This window comes from Amycolatopsis sp. 195334CR, from assembly GCF_017309385.1.
Taxonomy (GTDB): domain Bacteria; phylum Actinomycetota; class Actinomycetes; order Mycobacteriales; family Pseudonocardiaceae; genus Amycolatopsis.
On record NZ_JAFJMJ010000001.1, the window covers coordinates 4,241,848 to 4,265,206 of the forward strand.

2 protein-coding genes (1 of these 2 cut by a window edge) are annotated in these 23,359 nt (G+C 72.7%); both read left to right on the forward strand.

The features are described from left to right. Nucleotides 1-1,627, forward strand: the final stretch of a protein-coding gene (locus JYK18_RS20280; RefSeq protein WP_206803530.1) for a type I polyketide synthase. Its footprint begins 25,727 nt before the window's first position; the window shows 1,627 of its 27,354 coding nt (coding positions 25,728-27,354); its start codon lies off the left edge, out of view; it ends in the stop codon at nt 1,625-1,627. Between the two features lie 8 nt (nt 1,628-1,635). Beyond that, complete coding sequence (locus JYK18_RS46770; protein WP_242579283.1) at nt 1,636-23,322, forward strand: type I polyketide synthase; 21,687 nt, start codon at nt 1,636-1,638, stop codon at nt 23,320-23,322. The last annotated feature ends 37 nt before the right edge of the window (nt 23,323-23,359 follow it).

A 23,359-nucleotide genomic window follows, 5' to 3' on the forward strand; every position in this document is an offset into this window, starting at 1 on the left:
TGACGCGGGCATCACCGCGCCGCTGTGGTGCCTGACCAGCGGGGCGATCTCGGTGGGCCGGTCCGAAGCGCCGGTCAACCCGGAGCAGGCCGCGGTCTGGGGCCTCGGCCGGGTGGCCGCGATGGAGTACCCGGAGCGCTGGGGCGGGTTGCTCGACCTCCCGGCCCAGCTCGACGACCGGGTGGCGCGCGGGATCACCTCCGTCCTTTCCGGACTGGACGACGAGGACCAGGTGGCCGTGCGGACCAGCGGCATCTTCGGACGGCGGTTGCTCCCGGCTCCCGCGCCGACCCCGGCGCGCGAGTGGGATCCGAGCGGCACCGTGCTGATCACCGGTGGCACCGGCGCGCTGGGCGGGCACGTGGCCCGCACGCTCGCCGAAGCCGGGGCGCGGCACCTGGTGCTGGTCAGCCGCCGCGGGCCGGAGGCGCCGGGGGCCGAGGAACTGCGGACCGAGCTGGCCGGGCTGGGCGCGGCGGTGACCGTCGCCGCCTGCGATGTCGCCGACCGCGACGCGGTGAGCGGATTGTTGAACGGCATCGAGGACCTGACCGGCGTGGTGCACGCGGCCGGGGTGCTCGACGACGGGGTGCTCGACCGGCTCACCCCGGACCGGTTCCAGGAGGTCTTCCGGACCAAGGTGGACTCGGCGCTCCTGCTCGACGAGCTGACGCGGGACAAGGACCTGACCGCGTTCGTGCTGTTCTCCTCGGCGTCCTCGGCGATCGGCAACCCCGGTCAGGCCAACTACGCCGCGGCGAACGCGGTGCTCGACGCACTGGCCGAGCGCCGCCGGGCCGACGGCCACGCGGCGACCTCGATCGCCTGGGGTGCCTGGGGTGGCGGCGGCATGGCCGGGACCGACCAGGCGGTGGAAACCGCGCGCCGGGCCGGGGTGGCGATGATGGAACCCGAGCTGGCCTGCCAGGTGCTGCGGCAGCTGGCCGCGGAGAGCGAGCCGACCGCGGTGGTGGCCGCGGTCGACCAGAGCCGGTTCGCCTCGGGCGGGTTCCGCCCCAGCCCGCTGATGCGCGAGCTGGCGCCCGCGCCGGGCCAGGTCACCGAGACCGCGCCCGCCGAACCGGCACTGGCCGAGCAGGTGCTGAAGCTGGCCCCGGCCCGCCGGTACGAGGTGGTGCTGGAACTGGTGCGGACCAGGGCGGCCGAGGTGCTGGGCCAGGCCGATCTCGACGCGGTGCGCGAGGACCGCCCGTTCCGCGACCTCGGTTTCGACTCGCTCGCGGTGGTGGAGCTGCGCAACCAGCTCAACGCGGCGACCGGGCTGAGCCTGGCCTCCACCCTGGTGTTCGACCACCCGAACCCGAAGGCACTGGCCGAGCACCTGCTCGACCAGCTGGTGCCCGAGGGGGCCGCCGGCGATTCCGAAGAGGCGGAAGTCCGCGAACTGCTCGCTTCGGTGCCACTGGCGAAGTTGCGCGAGCACGGCATGCTCGACCAGCTGTTGCGGCTGGCCCGGCCCGGGGGCGGAGCCGAGCAGAACGGCGAAAGCGCCTCCATCGACACGATGACGGTGGACGACCTGGTGCAGGCCGCGCTCAGCGGCCAGGACAACGGCCACAGCGGTCACGACGGCTACGACGACGAGTCCGACCTTTCCTGGAAGTGAGTCTGACCATGAACGCGCCCAACGAGAAGGTTGTCGAAGCGCTCCGGGTCGCGATGAAGGACGCCGAGCGGCTGCGCCGGCAGAATCGCGAACTGGTGGCCGCCGCTTCGGAGCCGATCGCGATCGTGGCCATGAGCTGCCGGTTCCCCGGTGGCATCTCCTCGCCGGAGGCGTTGTGGGACCTGGTCGCCTCGGGCGGTGACGCCATCTCCGGCTTCCCGGCCGGGCGCGGCTGGGACACCGAGTCGCTGGCGTCGGCCGAGACCGACGACCGCGGCACCAGCATGAGCCTGCAGGGCGGGTTCCTGTCCGGGGTGGCCGACTTCGACCCCGGCTTCTTCGGCATCTCACCCCGCGAAGCCGTCACCATGGATCCCCAGCAGCGCCTGCTGCTGGAGACCACCTGGGAGGCGATCGAGCGCGCCGGGATCGACCCGTCGAAGCTGCGCGGCACCCGGACCGGCGTTTTCGTCGGCACCAACGGGCAGGACTACTCGCACCTGATGGTCCGTTCGGTGGCCGACGCCACCGGGGACATCGGCACCGGTATCGCGGCGAGCGCGATCTCCGGCCGCGTCTCCTACGAACTCGGGCTCGAAGGCCCGACCGTCACCGTCGACACCGCGTGCTCGTCCTCGCTGGTGGCGCTGCACCTGGCCGCGCACGCGCTGCGCAACGGGGAGTGCTCGCTGGCGCTCGCGGGTGGCGTGAACATCATGGCCACGCCCGGTTCGCTGGTGGAGTTCAGCCGCCAGGGCGGGCTCGCCCGCGACGGCCGGTGCAAGGCCTTCTCCGACGACGCCGACGGCACCGGCTGGTCCGAGGGCGTCGGCCTCCTGCTGCTGGAGCGGCTGTCCGACGCGCAGCGCAACGGGCACGAGGTGCTGGCCGTGGTGCGCGGTTCGGCGGTCAACTCCGACGGCGAGTCCAACGGCTTCACCGCGCCCAACGGCCGCGCGCAGCAGCGGGTGATCCGGCAGGCGCTGGACCGCTGCGGGCTCGCACCGTCCGATGTGGACGTTGTCGAGGCGCACGGCACCGGGACCCCGCTGGGCGACCCGATCGAGGCGCGGAGCCTGCTCGCCACGTACGGCCAGAACCGGGAACACCCGCTGCTGCTCGGGTCGATCAAGTCGAACCTCGGGCACACGCAGGCCGCGGCCGGGGTGGCGGGCGTGATCAAGATGGTCATGGCCATGCGGCACGACCTGGTGCCGCGGACCCTGCACGTGAGCAAGCCGTCCACGCACGTCGACTGGACCACCGGCGCCGTCCGGCTGCTCACCGAAGCCACGCCGTGGCCGGAGACGGGCCGGGCGTACCGCGCGGCCGTTTCGTCGTTCGGCGTCAGCGGGACCAACGCGCACGCGATCATCGAGCAGGCACCGCCGATCACCGTCGAGGCGCCGCCGGAGGTCCCTGAACCGGCGGTGGTGCCGTGGGTGCTGGCCGGGCGCACCCCGTCGGCGCTTCGCGACCAGGTCTCCCGGTTGCTGTCCGTTGTGGACGATCAGCGGCCGGTCGATCTGGCGCTTTCGCTGGCCACCACCCGGACCAGCTTCGAACACCGGCTCGCCGTGGTCGGCGGCAGCCGCGAGGAACTGTGCGAGTCGCTGTCGGCGTGGGTGGAGAACGGGACCGCGCGCGGTGTGGTGACCGGCGAGGTCAACGGCCGCGCCAAGCTGGGCGTGTTGTTCTCCGGCCAGGGCGCGCAGCGGATCGGCATGGGCCGCGAGCTGTACGGCCGCTTCCCGGTTTTCGCGACCGCCTTCGACGAAGTGCTGGGCGAGCTCGACCGGCACCTCGACGGCTCGCTGCGCGAGGTCGTCTGGGGTGAGGACGCCGAACTCCTGAACCAGACCGGCTGGACGCAGCCCGCGTTGTTCGCCATCGAGGTGGCGCTGTTCCGGCTGGCCGAATCCTGGGGCCTGGCCCCGGACTTCGTCGCCGGGCACTCCATCGGCGAGATCGCGGCCGCCTACGTGGCCGGGGTGTTCTCGCTGGAGGACGCCGCCGGCCTGGTCGCCGCTCGCGCGCGGTTGATGCAGGCGCTCCCGGCCGGTGGCGCGATGGTGGCGATCAAGGCCACCGAGGACGAGATCACGCTCACCGAAGGCGTGTCGATCGCCGCGATCAACGCCCCCGGTTCCGTGGTGATCGCCGGTGACGAGGCCGCGGTGCTGGAGATCGCGTCGGGCTTCGAGAAGACCACGCGGCTCAAGGTGTCGCACGCGTTCCACTCGCCGTTGATGGACCCGATGTTGGACGAGTTCCGCCGGTTCGCCGAGGGCATCGCGTACGCCGAGCCGTCGATTCCGGTGGTGTCCAACCTGACCGGTGAGCTGGCCACCGAGAACGAACTGCGCTCGGCGGACTACTGGGTGCGGCACGTGCGCGAGGCCGTCCGGTTCGCCGACGGTGTGCGCGCGCTGGCCGCCGCCGGTGCCGGAGTGCTGCTGGAACTCGGCCCGGACGGCGCGCTGTCCGGTCTCGCGCAGCAGAGCGCGGACCTGCCGGTGGCCCCGGCGCTGCGCAAGGACCGCGGTGAGGAAGCCGCGATCCTCGGTGCGCTGGGCAAACTGCACGTCCACGGCGTGGCGGTGGACTGGACCGCGGTGCTCGACGGCACCGGCGCGCGCCGGGTCCCGCTGCCCACCTATGCCTTCCAGCACGAGAAGTACTGGCCCTCGGTGTCCGTGCGGTCGGGCGACATTTCCGGACTGGGCCTGGATTCCGCGGAGCACCCGCTGCTCGGCGCGGCGACCACCGTGGCCGGGTCCGGTGAGCTGGTGATGACCGGCAGGCTGTCCCTGGAAAGCCACCCGTGGCTGGCCGATCACGCGGTCGGTGGCGCGGTGTTGTTCCCCGGCACGGGTTTCCTCGAACTCGCCCTGCGTGCCGCCGATCAGGTCGGCTGCGACCGCGTGCACGAGCTGACCCTGGTGGTGCCGCTCGTGCTCGCCGAGAAGTCCTCGGTGACCGTGCAGGTGTGGGTCGGTTCGCCGGACGCGGCCGGCCGCCGTCCGGTGAGCGTGCACTCGCAGCACGGCGGTGCCGACTCCTGGGTGCAGCACGCCAGCGGCACGCTCAGCGATGGCGCCGCCGTCGCCCCGTTCACCGCCACCGAGTGGCCGCCCGCTGGGGCGACCGCCCTCGATCTGGACGGCTTCTACGAGCGCTTCGCCGAGACCGGCCTGACCTACGGCCCGGTGTTCCAGGGCGTCCGGGCCGTCTGGCAGGGCGACGGCGAGATCTTCGCCGAGGTGGCGCTGCCGGACAGTGTCGAGGACGCCGGCGAGTTCGGCGTGCACCCGGCGCTGCTCGATTCCGCCCTGCACGCGAGTCTCTTCGTGCATCCCGACCGCGAGGACAGCGGCCTGCTGCCGTTTTCGTGGAGCGGCGTCTCGCAGCACGCCTCCGGCGCTTCGACCCTGCGGGTGCGCCTGGCCGCCACGGCCGACGACGCGATCTCGGTGACCGCCGTCGACGTCCAGGGCGAGCCGGTGCTGTCCGTGGAATCGCTGGCCCTGCGCTCGGCCACCGCGGAATCGACCGCCCGCGCGCAGAGCGAGCAGGACTCCCTGTTCCGCCTTGACTGGGTCACCCAGCCCGGCGCCAAGTCCACTGAGGACACTCGGTGGGCGATGCTCGGTACCGGTGAAGCCGCCTTGGGTGCCGCCGTCGCCGCGACGGGTGGGTCGCGGGTGGACTCACTCGACGAACTCGCCGAACTGTCCGGTGGCGTACCGGGCATCGTGTTCTGGCCGGTGGCGAGCGATGGCGAAAGCGCGGCCGACGTCCACGAGCTGACCGCGCGCGTGCTCGGCACCGTTCAGGATTGGCTCGCCGACCAGCGGTTCGGCGACTCGTGCCTGGTCGTGGTCACCCGGGGCGCGGTCGCCGCCGGTGACGAGAACGTGCACGACCTGCCCGCCGCCGCGGTCTGGGGCCTGGTGCGCTCGGCCCAGTCGGAGAACCCGGGCCGCCTGCTGCTGCTCGACCTCGACCAGACCGAAACCGACGTTCTCGGCACCCTGCCCGCGTTGCGCGCCAACGGTGAAACGCAGCTCGCCGCGCGCGAAGGGGAACTGCACGTCGGACGGCTGGCGCGGCTCGCCTCCGGGACCGCGCTGGTGCCGCCGGTCGGCGTGCCGTGGCGGCTGGACAGCGGCCGCAAGGGCAGCCTCGACGGCCTCACCCTCGCGCCGGTCCCGCAGCTGCTGGAGCCGGTGGAGGGCCGCCAGGTCCGGATCGCCGTCCGCGCGGCCGGGCTGAACTTCCGTGACGTGCTGAACGCGCTGGGCATGTACCCCGGTGACGCGGGCCTCTTCGGTTCCGAGGCGGCGGGCGTGGTGGTCGAAACCGGGCCCGAGGTGACCGAGCTGGAGCCCGGCGACCGCGTGATGGGCATGCTGTTCGGCGGCATGGGCCCGCTGGGCGTGGTCGACGAGCGCCTGCTGACCAAGCTGCCCGGCGAGTTCTCCTTCGAGACCGGTGCCTCGATCCCGCTGGTCTTCCTCACCGCCTACTACGCGCTGGTCGACCTCGCCTCGGTGCGGCCGGGGGAGAAGGTGCTGGTGCACGCCGGGGCCGGCGGTGTCGGCATGGCGGCGGTCCAACTGGCGCAGCACCTCGGCGCGGAGGTCTTCGCCACCGCCAGCGAGGGCAAGTGGGACACCCTGCGCGGCCTCGGCCTCGACGACGACCACATCGCCTCCTCCCGCTCGCTCGACTTCGAAGCGAAGTTCCCGCAGGTCGACGTGGTGCTCAACGCGCTGGCCGGGGAGTTCATCGACGCTTCGCTGCGCCTGCTCGTGCCCGGCGGCCGGTTCCTGGAGATGGGCAAGACCGACCTGCGCGACCCGGCGAGCCTGACCGAGGTCAGCTACCAGGCCTTCGACCTCGGCTGGGTGGACCCGGACCGGATCGGCGCCATGCTGGCCGAGCTGAAGGACCTCTTCGCCGCCGGGGCGATCCGGCCGCTGCCGATCGTCACCTGGGACGTGCGCCGCTCGCGGGACGCGTTCCGGTTCATGAGCCGCGCCCAGCACATCGGCAAGATCGTGCTCACCGTGCCGACCGGCTGGGACCCCGAGGGCACGGTGCTGATCACCGGCGGCACCGGTGGCCTCGGCGGGGTGCTCGCGCGTCACCTGGTCACGAAGCGCGGCATGAAGAACCTGGTGCTGGTCAGCCGGAGCGGGGAGAACGCGGCCGGCGCGGCCGAACTGCGCGACGAGCTGGTTTCGGACGGCGCCAGCGTCACCATCGCCGCGTGCGATGTCGCCGACCGCGACGCACTGGAGAGCCTGCTCGCCACGATCCCGAACCTGACCGCGGTCGTGCACACCGCCGGGGTGCTCGACGACGGCATCGTCGGTTCGATGACGCCGGAGCGCCTGGACACCGTGCTGCGGCCGAAGGTGGACGCCGCCTGGCACCTGCACGAGCTGACCCGCGACCGCGACCTCGCCGGTTTTGTGCTCTATTCCTCGGTTTCCGGGGTGATGGGCAGCGCCGGGCAGGCGAACTACTCGGCCGCGAACGTGTGGCTGGACGCGCTGGCCCACCGCCGCCGCAGCGAGGGCCTCGCGGCGACCTCGGTGGCGTGGGGCGCGTGGACGCCGGAGATCGGCATGACCGCCACGGTCAGCGACACCGACCTGCGGCGGATGAGCGAATCGACGAACCCGCTGTCGGTCGAGCAGGGCCTGGCGCTGTTCGACGCGGCGATCGGTTGCGACGAGGCGCTTCTGGTGGCGCTCAACGGCGGTGCCGGGCAGGGCGGTCCGGCGCAGGGGCACGTGCCCGCGTTGCTGCGTGGCCTGATGCGGGCGGGCCGCCGCACCGCGGCCAGCGGCACCAGCGGTGGCGAAGGCCTGGCCCAGCACCTGCTCGGCCTGCCGGAGGACGAGCGGATCCGGCACCTGACCGAGCTGATGCGCACCGAGGCGGCGGCCGTGCTCGGGCACAGCTCGCCCGAGGCGATCGGCGTGGACCGCGAGTTCCGGCAGCTCGGCTTCGACTCGCTGACCGCCGTCGAACTCCGCAACCGCCTCGGCTCGGCGACCGGCATGACCCTGCCCGCCACCCTGGTCTTCGACTACCCGACCCCGCGCGTGCTGGCCGAATACCTGCTCGACGAGCTGGTCGGCGCCGCGGAGGAGCTGACCGAGATCGCACCGCGGGCGGCGGGCACCGGCGACGACCCGGTGGTGATCGTCGGGATGAGCTGCCGGTTCCCCGGTGGCATCGACTCGCCCGAGGACCTGTGGCAGTTCCTGCTCGACGGCGGTGACGCGATCACCGACTTCCCGCCGGACCGCGGCTGGGAGTCCGACCCGACCGGCGGCACCGAAGGCGCCAAGGGCGGCTTCCTGGCCGACATGGCCGGGTTCGACACCGGCTTCTTCGGCATCTCGCCGCGGGAGGCCAAGGCGATGGACCCCCAGCAGCGCCTGGTGCTGGAGGTCTCCTGGGAGGCCATCGAACGCGCCGGGATCGACGCGGCCGACCTGCGCGGCTCGCAGACCGGCGTGTTCATGGGCACCGGCGGGCAGGACTACACCAACGTGGTGCTGCGGGCCAACGAGGACCTCGAAGGCCACGCCAGCACCGGCCTGGCCGCCGCGGTCATCTCCGGCCGGGTGTCCTACAGCTTCGGCTTCGTCGGCCCGTCGCTGACCATCGACACCGCGTGCTCCTCGTCGCTGACCGCGCTGCACCTGGCCGCGCAGTCGCTGCGCACCGGGGAAAGCTCGCTGGCGCTGGTCGGCGGGGTCGCGGTGATGAGCACGCCGATGAGCTTCGCCGGGTTCACCGCGCAGGGCGGGCTCGCGCCGGACGGCCGGTGCCGCGCCTTCTCCGACGACGCCAGCGGCACCAGCTGGTCCGAAGGCGTCGGCGTGCTGGTGATGGAGCGCCTGTCCGACGCCCAGCGCAACGGGCACCAGGTGCTCGCCACGCTGCGCGGCAGCGCGGTCAACCAGGACGGCGCGTCGAACGGCCTGACCGCGCCGAACGGACCGTCGCAACGCCGGGTGATCCGGGCCGCGCTGGCCGGTGCCGGGCTGGCGGCGTCCGATGTGGACGTTGTCGAGGCGCACGGCACCGGGACCAAGCTGGGCGACCCGATCGAAGCTCAGGCGCTGCTGGCCACCTACGGCCAAGACCGCGAGCGCCCGCTGCTGCTCGGCTCGGTGAAGTCGAACCTGGGCCACACGCAGGCCGCCGCCGGGGTCGCCGGGGTGATCAAGACCGTGCTGGCGCTGCGTCACGGCGTGGTGCCCAAGACGCTGCACGTGGCCGAGCCGACGTCCCATGTGGACTGGACGACCGGCGCGGTGCAGCTGGTCACCGAGGCCACCGAATGGCCGGAGGCGGGTCGCGCCCGCCGCGCCGGGGTGTCCTCGTTCAGCCTGAGCGGTACCAACGCACACGTGATCTTCGAGCACACGCCGGTGATCGAGGCCGCGCCCGCCGAACGGGACGAGCCGGAGGTCGTGGCGCTGCCGGTCTCGGCGAAGACACCGGAGGCGGTCGACGGTCAGCTGGCCCGGATCCGGACGTTCCTGGAAGACCACTCCGCGCTGGACACCGCGTACTCGCTGGTGACCACGCGCACCGAACTCGAACACCGCGCGGTTCTCCTGTCCACAAAGGACGGCGTGACCGAGGTGGCCAGGGGGAGCGCGGTCGACCGTCCGCTGGCCGTGTTGTTCTCCGGTCAGGGCTCGCAGCGGCTCGGCATGGGCCGTGAACTGCACGCCCGCTACCCGGTGTTCGCCGAGGCGCTGGACACCGTGCTCGCCGGGCTGGACCCGAGCGTGCGCGAGGTCATGTGGGGCGGTTCGGCCGAGCGGCTGAACGAGACGGGCTACACGCAACCCGCGTTGTTCGCCATCGAAGTCGCGTTGTTCCGGCTGGTCGAGTCGTGGGGCGTGAAGCCGCGGTTCCTGGCAGGCCACTCGATCGGCGAGATCGCCGCCGCGCACGTGGCCGGGGTCTTCAGCCTGGAGGACGCCTGCACGCTGGTCACCGCCCGGTCGAACCTGATGCAGGCATTGCCCGCTGGCGGCGCGATGGTGGCGATCCGCGCCACGGAGGCACAGGTCGCGCCGCTGCTGACCGAGGGCGTCTCGATCGCCGCGGTGAACGGGCCTTCCAGTGTGGTGATCGCGGGTGAGGAAGCCGCGGTGCTGGAGATCGCGTCGGGCTTCGAGAAGACCTCGCGGCTCAAGGTGTCGCACGCGTTCCACTCACCGCTGATGGACCCGATGCTGGATGACTTCCGCGCGGCCATCGAGGGTCTGACCTTCGCCGAGCCGCAGCTCCCGGTGATCACCTCCGGTGACGTGACCTCGCCGGAGTACTGGGTGCGGCACGTCCGCGAGGCCGTGCGGTTCGCCGACGCGGTGTCCACTTTGGTCACCGAGCGCGCCGGGGTGTTCCTGGAACTGGGTCCCGAGGGTGTGCTGTCCGCGATGGTCGCCGAGACCGCGCCGGACGCGGTGGTGGTGCCGGTGCTGCGCAAGGACCGGCCGGAGGAGGCCGCCGCGCTGACCGCGCTGGCGAAACTGCACGTCCACGGCGTTCCGGTGGACTGGAGGGGCTGGTTCGCCGGCACCGGGGCCCGGCGGATCGATCTGCCGACCTACGCCTTCCAGCACGAGAAGTGCTGGCCGTCGATGGCCACCGGGGCGCGGGCCGGGGACGTGTCCGGGCTCGGCCTGTTCTCCACCAAGCACCCGCTGCTGACCGCCGCGATGGCGGTCGCCGGTTCGGACGAGATCGTGCTGACCGGCCGGCTCGCGCTGACCACCCACCCGTGGCTGGCCGACCACCGGGTCGGCGGCCGGGTGGTGTTCCCCGGCACCGGTTTCCTCGACCTGGTCATCCGCGCCGGTGACCTGGTCGGCTGCGACCGCGTCGAGGGGCTGGCGCTGATGGTGCCGCTGGCCTTCGACGACCGGTCCGGGGTCGCGGTGCAGGTGCGCGTCGGCGAGCCCGACGACCACGGCCGCCGCGAGGTCGGGGTGTACGCGCAACCGGCCGACGGCACCGGTCGCGAATGGACCCAGCACGTCGGCGGAACCCTGAGCACCAGCGAAGCCGTGCCGGAGGGCATCGGCGAATGGCCGCCCGCCGGGGCCGAGGCCGTCGAGCTGGAGGGGCACTACGCCCGGCTCGCCGAGGAGGGCGGTCTGAGCTACGGCCCGGTGTTCCAGGGCCTGAAGGCGGTCTGGCGCGCCGAGAACGAGGTCTACGCCGAGGTCGAGCTGCCCGAGCAGGTCGAGGACGCGGCCGCGTTCGGGCTGCACCCGGCGCTGCTGGACGCGGCACTGCACGCGATCGTCTTCCTGGACGAGGAAAGCCGCGGGTTGCCGTTCGCCTGGCACGGTGCCTCGCTGCACGCGGTGGGCGCGTCGGTGCTGCGGGTCCGGCTGGCCCGCACCGGTGGCGACTCGATGTCCGTGACCGCGGTCGACGTCGAAGGCGCGCCGGTGCTTTCGGTGGAGTCCCTTTCGCTGCGGGCTTCTTCGGTCGACGAGGCACCGAAGCCGCAGGGCCGGGTCAACGACTCCCTGTTCGTGGTCGACTGGTCGGCCGCCGAACTCGCCACCGACCGGCCCGCCGCGAAGTGGGCGCTCCACGGCGAGAACCTGTTCGGCCTCACGCCGACCGCCGACGCCGAGGAAGCCGACGCGATCCTGGCCCAGTTCGAGGGCGCGGACGGTACCGAGGCCGTGCACGAACTCACCGCCCGCGCGCAGGAACTGATCCGCGACACCCTGGCCGACGAGGCCGGGAAACCGCTGGTCCTGGTGACCCGCGGGGCGACCGCCGTCGGCGGTGAAGCCGTGCGGGACCTGGCTGCCGCCGCGGTGTGGGGCCTGGTGCGCTCGGCGCAGGCGGAGAACCCCGGCCGCTTCCTGCTCGCCGACCTCGACGGAACGGCCGAATCCACGGCCGTGCTGAACAACCTGACCGAACTGCTCGAACTCGGCGAAACCCAGGTCGCTCTACGGGCGGGCACCGTCCACTTGGGACGGCTGGCCCGGCTTTCGGCGAGCCCCGCGCTGGTGCCGCCGGAGGGCACGCCGTGGCGGCTCGCCACCGCGAAAAAGGGCAGCCTGGACGAGCTGGTCCTGGCACCCTGTCCCGACCTGCTGGAACCGCTGACCGAACGCCAGGTGCGCGTGGCGATCCGCGCGGCCGGCCTGAACTTCCGCGACGTGCTCAACGCGCTGGGCATGTACCCCGGTGAGGCGGGCGTGTTCGGCAACGAGGCCGCCGGCGTGGTGGTCCAGACCGGGCCGGACGTGGTCGGGCTGAAGCCCGGCGACCGGGTGATGGGCATGCTGTTCGGCGGGTTCGGCCCGGAGGGCGTGGTCGACGAGCGCTTCCTGACCAAGCTGCCGGAGAACTGGTCGTTCGAGGAGGGCGCCGCGTACCCGCTGGTGTTCCTCACCGCGCACTACGCGCTGCACGACCTCGCCTCGGTCCAGCCGGGGGAGAAGGTGCTGGTGCACGCCGGGGCCGGTGGCGTCGGCATGGCCGCCATCCAGCTCGCCCAGCACTTCGGCGCCGAGGTCTACGCGACCGCCAGCGAGGGCAAGTGGGACACCCTGCGCGGGTTCGGCCTGGACGACGACCACATCGCCTCCTCGCGCAACGCCGACTTCGAGGCCAAGTTCCCGCAGGTCGACGTGGTGCTCAACGCGCTGGCCGGGGAACTGATCGACGCGTCGCTGCGGTTGCTCGGCGAGGGCGGCCGGTTCCTGGAGATGGGCAAGACCGACCTGCGTGACCCGGCGAGCCTGCCCGGTATCGCCTACCAGGCCTTCGACCTCGGCTGGGTGGAGCTGGACCGGATCCAGCAGATGCACGGCGAGCTGAAGGAACTGTTCGCCGCCGGGGTCCTCCGGCCGCTGCCGATCCGCACCTGGGACGTGCGCCGGGCGAAGGACGCGTTCCGGTTCATGAGCCGCGCCCAGCACATCGGCAAGATCGTGCTGACCGTGCCCGGCCAGTGGGACGCCGAGGGCACGGTGCTGATCACCGGTGGCACCGGCGGGCTCGGCGCCGAGCTGGCGCGTCACCTGGTCGGCACCCGCGGCGTCCGGCACCTGCTGCTGACCAGCCGTCGCGGCCCGGACGCACCCGGCGCGGTCGAACTGCAGGCCGAGCTGATCGCGCACGGCGCCGACGTCGACGTGGTGGCCTGCGACGCGAGCGACCGCGACTCGGTCGCCGCACTGCTCGCGGGCGTGCCCGCCGAGCACCCGCTGACCGCCGTGGTGCACACCGCCGGCGTGCTCGACGACGGTGTGGTCGGGTCGCTGACGCCGGACCGGATCAGCAAGGTGCTGCGGCCGAAGGTGGACGCCGCCTGGCACCTGCACGAGCTGACCCGCGACCTCGACCTCGCCGACTTTGTGCTCTACTCCTCGATTTCCGGCGTGATGGGTGCGGCCGGGCAGGGCAACTACGCGGCGGCGAACAGCTACCTCGACGCACTCGCCACGCAGCGCCGGGCCGCCGGGCTGCCCGCGTCCTCGCTGGCCTGGGGCGCCTGGGCGGGCGCCGGGATGGCGAGCGACATGGACGCCGCCGCGCTGGAGCGCATGGCCCGTGCCGGAACCCCGGCGTTGTCGGTGGAACTGGGGCTGTCGCTGTTCGACGCGGCGATCACGGTGGACGAACCGCTGGTGGTGCCCGCGAGCATCATCACCAGTTCGACTGCCGCGCCGATGTCGGTGCCGCCGATGCTGCGCGGCCTGATGACCACCGGCCGTCGCAAGGCGGCGAGCGGCGGCCGGAGCAGCGGCGCGCTGCGGAAGCTGGAGGCCCTGAGCCGCGACGAGCGCGTGCGGGCCCTCGTCGACCTCGTGCGCACCGAAGCGGCGGCCGTGCTCGGCCACGACTCGACCGACGCGGTGGACACCGAACGCGACTTCCGCCAGCTGGGCTTCGACTCCCTGACCGCGGTCGAACTGCGCAACCGGCTGGGCCAGGCGACCGGGATGAGCCTGCCCGCCACGCTGGTCTTCGACTACCCGACCCCGCAGGTGCTCGCGGAGTTCCTGAACACCGAGCTGTTCGGTGACGACGAGCCGGTGGACGACCTGCCGACCGTGGCGAGGGTGGCCGACGAGCCGATCGTGATCGTCGGCCTGAGCTGCCGCTTCCCCGGTGGCGTCAACTCGCCGGAAGAGCTGTGGGACCTGCTGGTCGACGGCCGGGACGCGATCAGCGGCTTCCCCGAGGACCGCGGCTGGAACCTGGAGTGGCTCGCCGGTGGTGGCCCGGGCAGCAGTGTCACCGGCCAGGGCGGGTTCCTGCCCGGGGTGGCCGGGTTCGACCCCGGCTTCTTCGGGATCTCGCCGCGCGAGGCGGTCGCGATGGACCCGCAGCAGCGGTTGCTCCTGGAGACCTCGTGGGAGGCGATCGAGCGGGCGGGCATCGACCCGGCTTCGCTGCGCGGCAGCCGGACCGGCGTGTACGTCGGCACGAGCGGCCAGGACTACTCGCAGCTGGTCATGGGCGCGCAGGAGAGCATGGAGGGCCACGCCGGAACGGGCACGTCGGCCAGTGTGATCTCCGGGCGCCTGTCCTACACCTTCGGGCTGGAGGGCCCGGCGGTCACCGTCGACACCGCGTGCTCGTCTTCGCTGGTGGCGCTGCACTTCGCGTCGCAGGCGCTCCGAAGTGGAGAGTGCTCGCTGGCGCTCGCCGGTGGCGTGACGGTGATGGCCACGCCGGGCATGTTCATGGAGTTCTCGCGGCAGGGCGGGCTCGCGCAGGACGGCCGGTGCAAGGCGTTCGCGGACAGCGCGGACGGCACGGGCTGGTCCGAGGGCGTCGGCGTGCTGGTGCTGGAGCGCCTGTCGGACGCCCAGCGGAACGGCCACAAGATCCTCGCCGTGGTGCGGGGTTCCGCGATCAACCAGGACGGCGCGTCCAACGGCTTGACCGCGCCGAACGGACCGTCGCAGCAGCGGGTGATCCGGCAGGCCCTGGCTTCCGCTGGTCTGTCCACTTCGGACGTCGACGCGGTGGAGGCGCACGGCACCGGGACCGCGCTTGGTGACCCGATCGAGGCGCAGGCGCTGCTCGCTACCTACGGCCGCAACCGGGAAGAGCCGCTGTGGCTGGGTTCGATCAAGTCGAACCTGGGGCACACGCAGGCCGCCGCCGGGGTCGCCGGCGTGATCAAGATGGTGCTGTCGCTGCAGAACCGGGTCCTGCCGCGCACGCTGCACGTCGACCAGCCGTCCACCCACGTGGACTGGAACACCGGCAAGGTCTCGCTGCTGACCGCGCCGCGTGAGTGGGAGCCCGCCGACCGGCCCCTGCGCGGTGGCATTTCGTCGTTCGGCATCAGCGGGACGAACGCGCACATCATCCTGGAGCAGGCGCCCGAAACCGAGGTCGCCGAGAAGCCGGAACCGACCTTCACCCCGGCCGTGGTGCCGTGGCTGGTCTCGGCGAAGTCCGAGGCCGCGCTGGACGCCCAGGTCGCTCGGGTCAAGGCACTCGACGGCGCCTCCCTCGACATCGGGTACTCGCTGGCCAACGGCCGGTCCCGGTTCGAACACCGGGCGGTGCTGGTCGACGGCACGGAGGTCGCGCGGGGCACCGCGAGCACCCGCAAGCTCACGTTCCTGTTCGCCGGACAGGGGTCGCAGCGGATCGGCATGGGCCGGGAGCTGTACGAGCGGTACCCGGTGTTCCGGGCGGCGCTGGACGAGGTGTTCGCGCACCTCGACATCCGCGAGGTGATGTGGGGCGACGACCAGGACGCCCTGAACCAGACCGGCAACGCGCAGCCCGCGTTGTTCGCGCTGGAAGTGGCGTTGTTCCGTCTGGCCGAGTCGTGGGGCATCAAGCCGGACGCGCTCGCCGGGCATTCGATCGGTGAGATCGCGGCGGCCCACGTGGCCGGGGTGCTGTCGCTGGAGGACGCGTGCACGCTGGTGTCCGCGCGCGCCCGGCTGATGCAGGCATTGCCGACCGGCGGCGCCATGGTGGCCATCAAGGCGGCCGAGGACGAGATCACCTTGACCGAGGGTGTTTCGATCGCCGCGGTGAACGGGCCTTCCAGTGTGGTGATCGCGGGTGAGGAAGCCGCGGTGCTGGAGATCGCGGCTGGTTTCGAGAAGACCTCGCGGTTGAAGGTGTCGCACGCGTTCCACTCGCCGCTGATGGACCCGATGCTGGATGACTTCCGCGCGGCCATCGAGGGCCTGACCTTCCACGAGCCGAGCATTCCGCTGCCCGGTGGGGTCACGTCGGTGGACTACTGGGTCCGGCACGTGCGCGACACCGTGCGCTTCGCCGACCACCTCACCCCCGACGCCGCCTACCTTGAACTCGGCCCGGACAGCACGCTCTCGGCGATGGCCGCCGAGGTCGCCGAACTCGCGGTGCCCAGCCTCCGCAAGGATCGCGACGAGGAGAAGTCGCTGGTCACCGCGCTGGCCCGGCTGCACGTCGCGGGGGTGCGGATCGACTGGACGGCCTTCTTCGACGGCACCGGCGCGCAGCAGGTCGAACTGCCGACCTACGCCTTCCAGCACGAGCACTTCTGGGTCGAGGGCGGTGGGTTCGGCACCCAGTTCGGTGCCGGGCAGGACCCGGTGGACCAGGCGTTCTGGGCCGCGGTCGAACGCGAGGACCTGGCCACGCTGGCCGAAACGCTGGAACTGGACGACCACACCGTCTCGGCCGTGGTGCCCGCGCTGTCGGCGTGGCGCACCCGCAGGCACGCGCAGTCCACTGTGGATTCCTGGCTGTTCCGCGAGGAGTGGCAGCAGCTCAGCCTCACCGACGACGCGTCCGGGAGCTGGCTGGTCGCCGTTCCCGCGGAAGCGGACGAGGTCTGGACCGGCGCGCTGATCGGCTCGCTCGGTGCCGAGGTCACGCGCGTCGAGATCACCGACCGCGCTTCGCTGGCCGGGCAACTGTCCGGCGTCACCGCCGACCGCGTGCTGTCCCTGGCCGGGGTCACCGGCACGACGACCCTGTTCCAGGCGCTCGGGGACGCCGGGGTGCTCTCGCCGGTCTGGGCGGTCACCCGGGGAGCGGTCTCGATCGGCCGCACCGATCCGGTGCTGGACGCCGGCCAGGCCGCCGTCTGGGGCCTCGGCCGGGTCGCCGCGCTGGAGCAGCCGCAGCGCTGGGGTGGCCTGATCGACCTGCCGGAGAAGCTGGACGACCGCGTGCTGCGGCGCCTGCCCGCGGTGTTCGGCAGCACCGAGGACCAGGTCGCCGTGCGGCCGCACGGGGTGTTCGGCCGACGGCTGCTCGCCGCGACCGGCGACCGTGCGGTCTGGGAGCCGACCGGCACCGCGCTGATCACCGGTGGCACCGGGGCGCTGGGTGCCCGGGTCGCGCGTGACCTGGCCCGTCGCGGTATCGGCGGGTTCGTGCTGGTCAGCCGCCGTGGTCCCGACGCGCCGGGCGCCGCCGAACTGCGCGAGGAGCTCACCGGACTCGGTGCCGACGTCACCATCGCGGCCTGCGACGTGGCGGACCGCGACGCCGTGGCCGCACTGCTCGACGAGATCCCGGACCTGACCGCCGTGGTGCACACGGCCGGTGTGCTCGACGACGGTGTGCTGGAAAGCCTGACGCCGGAACGGTTCGAGGCGGTGTTCGCGGCCAAGGTCGATTCGGCTCACGTCCTCGACGAACTCACGCGAGAGCGGGACCTCGCCGCGTTCGTGTTGTTCTCCTCGGTCGCCGGCGCGGTCGGCAACCCGGGCCAGGGCAACTACGCCGCGGCCAACGCGGTACTCGACGCACTGGCCCAGCAGCGCCGCGACCGCGGCCTGCCCGCCACCTCGATCGCCTGGGGTGCCTGGGCCGGTGGCGGTATGGCCGAGCAGGCGCGGGCCGGCTCCGCCACGCTCGACCCCGAACTGGCGATCACCGCGCTGTGGCAGCTCGCCGCCGAAGGCTCGGCCACCACGGTGGTCGCGGACCTGCGCCAGCCGCAGCTCCTGCACGGCCTGCTGAGCATGCGGCCGGCCCCGCTGCTGTCCGAACTGCCCGAGGCCCGGCGCGTGCTGGACGAGGTCGAGAACGAGCGCCGCGAGGCCGCCTCCGCCGCGTCCGAACTGCAGCGCAGCCTCCGCGCGCTGAGCGGCGAGCAGCGGGTCGAGCCGGTGCTGGACCTGGTGCGCACGCGGGCCGCCGAGGTGCTCGGGCACTCGGGCAAGGACGCGGTCAGCGTCGACAAGGCGTTCCGCGACCTCGGGTTCGACTCGCTCACCGCGGTCGAGCTGCGCAACCAGATCGCCGCGCTGACCGGGCTGACGCTGCCCGCGAGCCTGGTCTTCGACTACCCGACGCCGCAGGTGCTCGCCGAGTACCTGCTCGCCGAACTGCTCGGTGAGGGCTCGCTGCTCGACGAACCCACCGCGGTTGCCGAGGTGACCGACGAGCCGGTGGTCATCGTCGGCCTGAGCTGCAAGTTCCCCGGTGGTGTGAACACGCCGGAGGACCTGTGGCAGCTGCTGGTCGAGGGTGGCGACGCGATCAGCGAGTTCCCGGATGACCGCGGTTGGGAGACCGACTGGCTCAGCGGTGACGGCCCGTCGAGCGGGGCGACCGGGCGTGGTGGCTTCCTGCCCGGCGTGGCCGGGTTCGACGCCTCGTTCTTCGGGATCTCCCCGCGCGAAGCGGTCGCGATGGACCCGCAGCAGCGGTTGCTCCTGGAAAGCACGTGGGAGGCGATCGAGCGGGCCGGCATCGACCCGACCTCGTTGCGCGGCAGCCGGACCGGCGTCTACGTCGGCACCAACGGGCAGGACTACCAGCACCTGGTGATGCGGTCGCAGGACGACATGGAGGGCCACGCCGGTACCGGGACCTCGGCCAGCGTGATCTCCGGCCGCCTGTCCTACACCTTCGGCTTCGAGGGCCCGGCGGTCACTGTCGACACCGCGTGCTCGTCTTCCTTGGTGGCACTGCACTTCGCCGCCCAGGCGCTCCGAAGTGGAGAGTGCTCGCTGGCGCTGGCGAGCGGGGTCACGGTGATGACCACGCCGTCCAGCTTCGGCGGCTTCGACCGGCAGGGCGGCCTCGCGCAGGACGGCCGGTCGAAGGCGTTCGCCGACGGCGCGGACGGCACGGGCTGGTCCGAGGGCGTCGGTGTGCTGGTGGTCGAGCGGCTGTCGGACGCGGAACGCAACGGGCACAAGATCCTCGCCGTGGTGCGGGGTTCCGCGATCAACCAGGACGGTGCGTCGAACGGGCTGACCGCGCCGAACGGGCCCTCGCAGCAGCGGGTCATCCGGCAGGCGCTGACCAGTGCCGGACTGCAGCCGTCCGATGTGGACGCCGTCGAGGCGCACGGCACCGGGACCGCGCTGGGTGACCCGATCGAGGCGCAGGCGCTGCTGGCGACCTACGGCCGCAACCGGAACGAGCCGCTGTGGCTGGGTTCGGTGAAGTCGAACCTCGGGCACACGCAGGCCGCCGCCGGTGTGGCGGGTGTGATCAAGATGGTGCTCGCCATGCAGCACGGCGTGCTGCCGCGCACCATGCACGTCACCCGTCCCTCGTCCCATGTGGACTGGACCTCGGGCGCGGTGTCGCTGCTGACCGCGCCGCGGGAATGGCCCGAGGTCGACCGGCCGTACCGCGCCGGGGTCTCGTCGTTCGGCATCAGCGGCACGAACGCGCACGTGATCCTGGAGCAGGCGCCACCGCAGGCGCCGGTGATCGAGCAGGCGCGGATCGAACCGAAGGCGGTTCCGCTGCCGGTGTCGGCTCGCAGCCGGGCCGCGCTGGACGAGCAGATCGACCGGATCCGGGCCGCCGAGGGGAATCCGCTGGACACCGGCTACTCGCTGGTGACCGGCCGGGCGAACCTCGACCACCGCGCGGTGCTCCTGTCCACTGAGGACGGAATCAACGAGGTGGCCCGTGGTTCGGCCACCGGGCGCTCACTGGGTGTGCTGTTCTCCGGTCAGGGTTCGCAGCGGATCGGCATGGGGCGGGCACTGCACGCCCGGTTCGAGGTGTTCGCCGACGCCCTCGACGCGATTCTGGCGAAGCTCGACCCGCGGGTGCGCGACGTGATGTGGGGCGAGGACCAGGAAGCGCTGAACCAGACCGGATTCGCGCAGCCCGCGCTCTTCGCCGTCGAGGTGGCGTTGTTCCGGCTGATCGAGTCGTGGGGCATCAAGCCGGACCACCTGGCCGGGCACTCCATCGGTGAGGTCGCCGCCGCGCACGTGGCCGGGGTGTTCTCCCTGGAGGACGCGTGCAAATTGGTCAACGCCCGCGCGAGCCTCATGCAGGCGCTGCCCACGGGCGGCGCGATGATCGCGCTCCAAACCGCGGAAGACGAACTGGCGCTTCCCGAGGGCGTGTCGGTCGCGGCGGTCAACGGGCCGCGGTCGCTGGTGATCGCCGGGGACGAGGCGGCGGCCGAGGCGGTGGCCTCGAAGTTCGCCAAGTCTAGGCGTTTGCCGGTCAGCCATGCGTTCCACTCACCTTTGATGAACCCGATGCTGGACGACTTCCGTGCCGTGGTGGCGGGGCTGACCTTCGCCGAGCCACGGCTCCCGGTCGTGACCAGCGGAGACGTCACGTCGCCCGAGTACTGGGTCCGGCACGTGCGGGACACCGTGCGGTTCGCCGACGCCGTCACGACGATGACCGGCGCGGGTGTCACGGCGTTCCTGGAGCTGGGGCCGGACGGGGTGCTCACCGCGATGGCCGCCGAATCCGCGCCCGACGCGGTGCTGGTGCCGGTGTGCCGCAAGGACCGCGACGAGGAGACCGCCGCGCTGACCGCGCTGGCCAAGCTGCACGTCAGCGGGGTCGGCGTGGACTGGCGGCCGGTGTTCGCCGGCACCGGTGCCCGCCGGACCGACCTGCCCGCCTACGCCTTCCAGCACGAGGACTTCTGGCCGGTCACCGCCGGGGCGCGCCGCGGCGATGTCGGTGACATCGGCCTGGTCGCCGCCGAGCACCCGCTGCTCGGCGCGGCGATGCCGGTGGCAGGCTCCGACGGGCTGGTGTTCACCAGCCGGATCGCGCCCGCCGCGTTGCCGTGGATCTCCGAGCACGTGGTGAACGGCGTGGCGACCTTCCCGGAGACCGGCTTCGCCGAGGTCGCCATCCGGGCCGCCGACCAGGTCGGCTGCGATCGGGTCGAGGAACTGACCGTGACCGCGCCGCTGGTGCTCGGCGAACGCGACGCGGTCGCGTTGCAGGTCTGGGTCCGCGGTGCCGACGAGGACGGCCGCCGGGCCATCGAGATCTACTCGCGGCCCAGCGACTCGCTCGACACCTGGACCACGCACGCCACCGGGGTGCTGAGCACCGGCGAGCAGATCGCGGAGTTCCCGGCCGAATGGCCCCCGGCCGGTGCCGAATCCGTGGATCTGGGCGACTGGTACGACGACTCGGAGTTCGGTGCGACCTTCCGCGGCCTGACGGAAGCGTGGATCTCCGGCGATGAGGTGTACGCCGAGGTCGAACTGCCCGAGGACCTGGCGGACGCGGCCTACTTCGGGCTGCACCCGGCCCTGCTGGCCATCGCCACCCAGGCCGTCGATCTGGCCGATGTGGACGGTCTGGACGCCGGGCTCTCGCCCGCGGCCTGGACCGGGTTGTCGCTGCACGCCTCGGGTGCCACGGTGCTGCGGGTCAAGCTCAAGCGGACCGGCCGCGATTCGGTCTCGCTGACCGCGGCCGACGGTGAAGGCGCTCCCGTGTGCTCGGTCGAATCGCTGGTCATGCGGCCGCTGGTGGCGGTGCGGGAGACCGATCCGCAGCAGGACGCGCTGCTGACCGTGGATTGGGTGCCGGTGCCCGCCGAACTGGGGCCGGTGCCCGAGGGCAGCCGCTGGGCCGTGGTCGGGGCCGACGAACTGGGCGTCGGCGCGGCGGTCAAGTCCGCCGGGTTCGACGTCTCGGCGGCGGCGCAGTCCCTTGTGGACACCATTGCCGAATCGGACGGGGTACCGGATTTGATCCTGGTGCCGGTGACCGGTGGGGCCGAGGGTGATGTGCCGCAGCTGGTCCGCGAGGCCACCGGCCGCGTGCTCGGCATCGTGCAGGAGTACCTGGCGGACAGCCGGTTCGCCCGTTCCCGCGTGCTCTTCGTGACCCGCGGTGGTGGCGACCTGACCGCCGCACCGATCTGGGGTCTGGTGCGGACCGCCCAGTCCGAGAACCCCGGCAGCTTCCTGCTGGTGGACGTGGACGGCGAAGACCACTCGCTCGACCTCCTGCCGATGTTGCCCGCGCTGCTGACCTCCGGTGAGTCGCAGGTGGTCGTGCGCGACGGGGTGCCGAAGGTGGGCAGGCTGGCGCGGGCGGCCGAAGGCGCCCCGGCGCCGGAGTGGAACGCCGACGGAACCGTGCTGGTCACCGGTGGTACCGGCGGCCTCGGCGCGGAACTGGCCCGGCACCTGGTCGGCGAACGCGGGGTGAAGCACCTCGTGCTCACCTCACGGCGTGGCCAGGACGCACCCGGCGCGCTCGAACTGCGGGCCGAGCTGACCGCGCACGGTGCCGAGGTCGACGTGGTGGCCTGCGACGTGGCCGACCGCGCCTCGGTCGACGCCCTGCTCGCGGGCATCTCCGGTGACCTGACCGCGGTGATCCACACGGCCGGTGTGCTCGACGACGGTGTGGTCGGCTCGCTCACCCCGGACCGACTGGACACGGTGATGCGGCCGAAGGTCGACGGCGCGTGGAACCTGCACGAGGCCACCCAGGACCGCGGACTGGCCGCGTTTGTCCTGTACTCCTCGGTTTCCGGGGTGCTCGGCAGCGCCGGGCAGGGCAACTACGCCGCGGCGAACGTGTTCCTCGACTCGCTGGCCCGCCACCGCCACGCGCTCGGCCTGCCCGCCACTTCGCTGGCGTGGGGCCCGTGGACCCAGGACGGCGGCATGACCAGCGGCCTGGACGCGGGTGCGGTCGAGCGCATGGAGCGGTCGGTCACCCCGCCGCTGTCGCTGGCGCAGGGCCTGGCCCTGTTCGACGCGGCGACCGCCCGCGACGACGCCGTGCTGGTGCCGCTGCGGGTGCGGACCGGCAACGCCCGGTCCGACGCGCCGATCGCGCCGATCCTGCGCGGGCTGGTGCGCACCGGCCGCCGGACCGCCGGTGGCCGCGCGGGTGGCGGTGCCGGACTGGCCCAGCGCCTGACCGGGATGCGCGAGAACGAGCGCGTGCGGTTCGTGATGGACCTGGTGCGCACGCACGCCGCGGTGGTGCTCGGGCACGCGTCGGCCGACGCGATCGAGCCGGACCGCGAGTTCCGCCAGCTCGGGTTCGACTCGCTGACCGCGGTGGAGCTGCGCAACAGCCTCGCCGCGGCGACCGGTGCGGTGCTGCCCGCCACGCTGGTCTTCGACTACCCGACGCCCACGGCGCTCGCCGAGTTCCTGGTCGCCGAACTGCTCGGCACCGCGCCGGACGAGGGCCCGTCGCTGCTCGCCGAGCTGGACCGGCTGGAGAGCGCGCTGTCCGCCAGCGACGCGGGTGAACTGGCCAGGGCCGGGGTGGCCGCGCGGCTGCGGAACCTGCTCGCGCAGGTCGGTGGCGTGGGCAAGGCCGAAGAGGCGGCCCCGGTGGCGGAGCGGATCCACGCGGCGAGCACCGACGAGGTGCTGGCCTTCATCGACAACGAACTGGGCCGCGGCTCGGCTGATCGCTGACAGGGAGAGGTTTTCCGACGATGCCCGACGAAGAGAA

Excerpts from the sequence above, each read along its gene's own strand:
- JYK18_RS46770 (WP_242579283.1), top strand. The coding sequence starts at position 1,636 with ATGAACGCGCCCAACGAGAAGGTTGTCGAAGCGCTCCGGGTCGCGATG.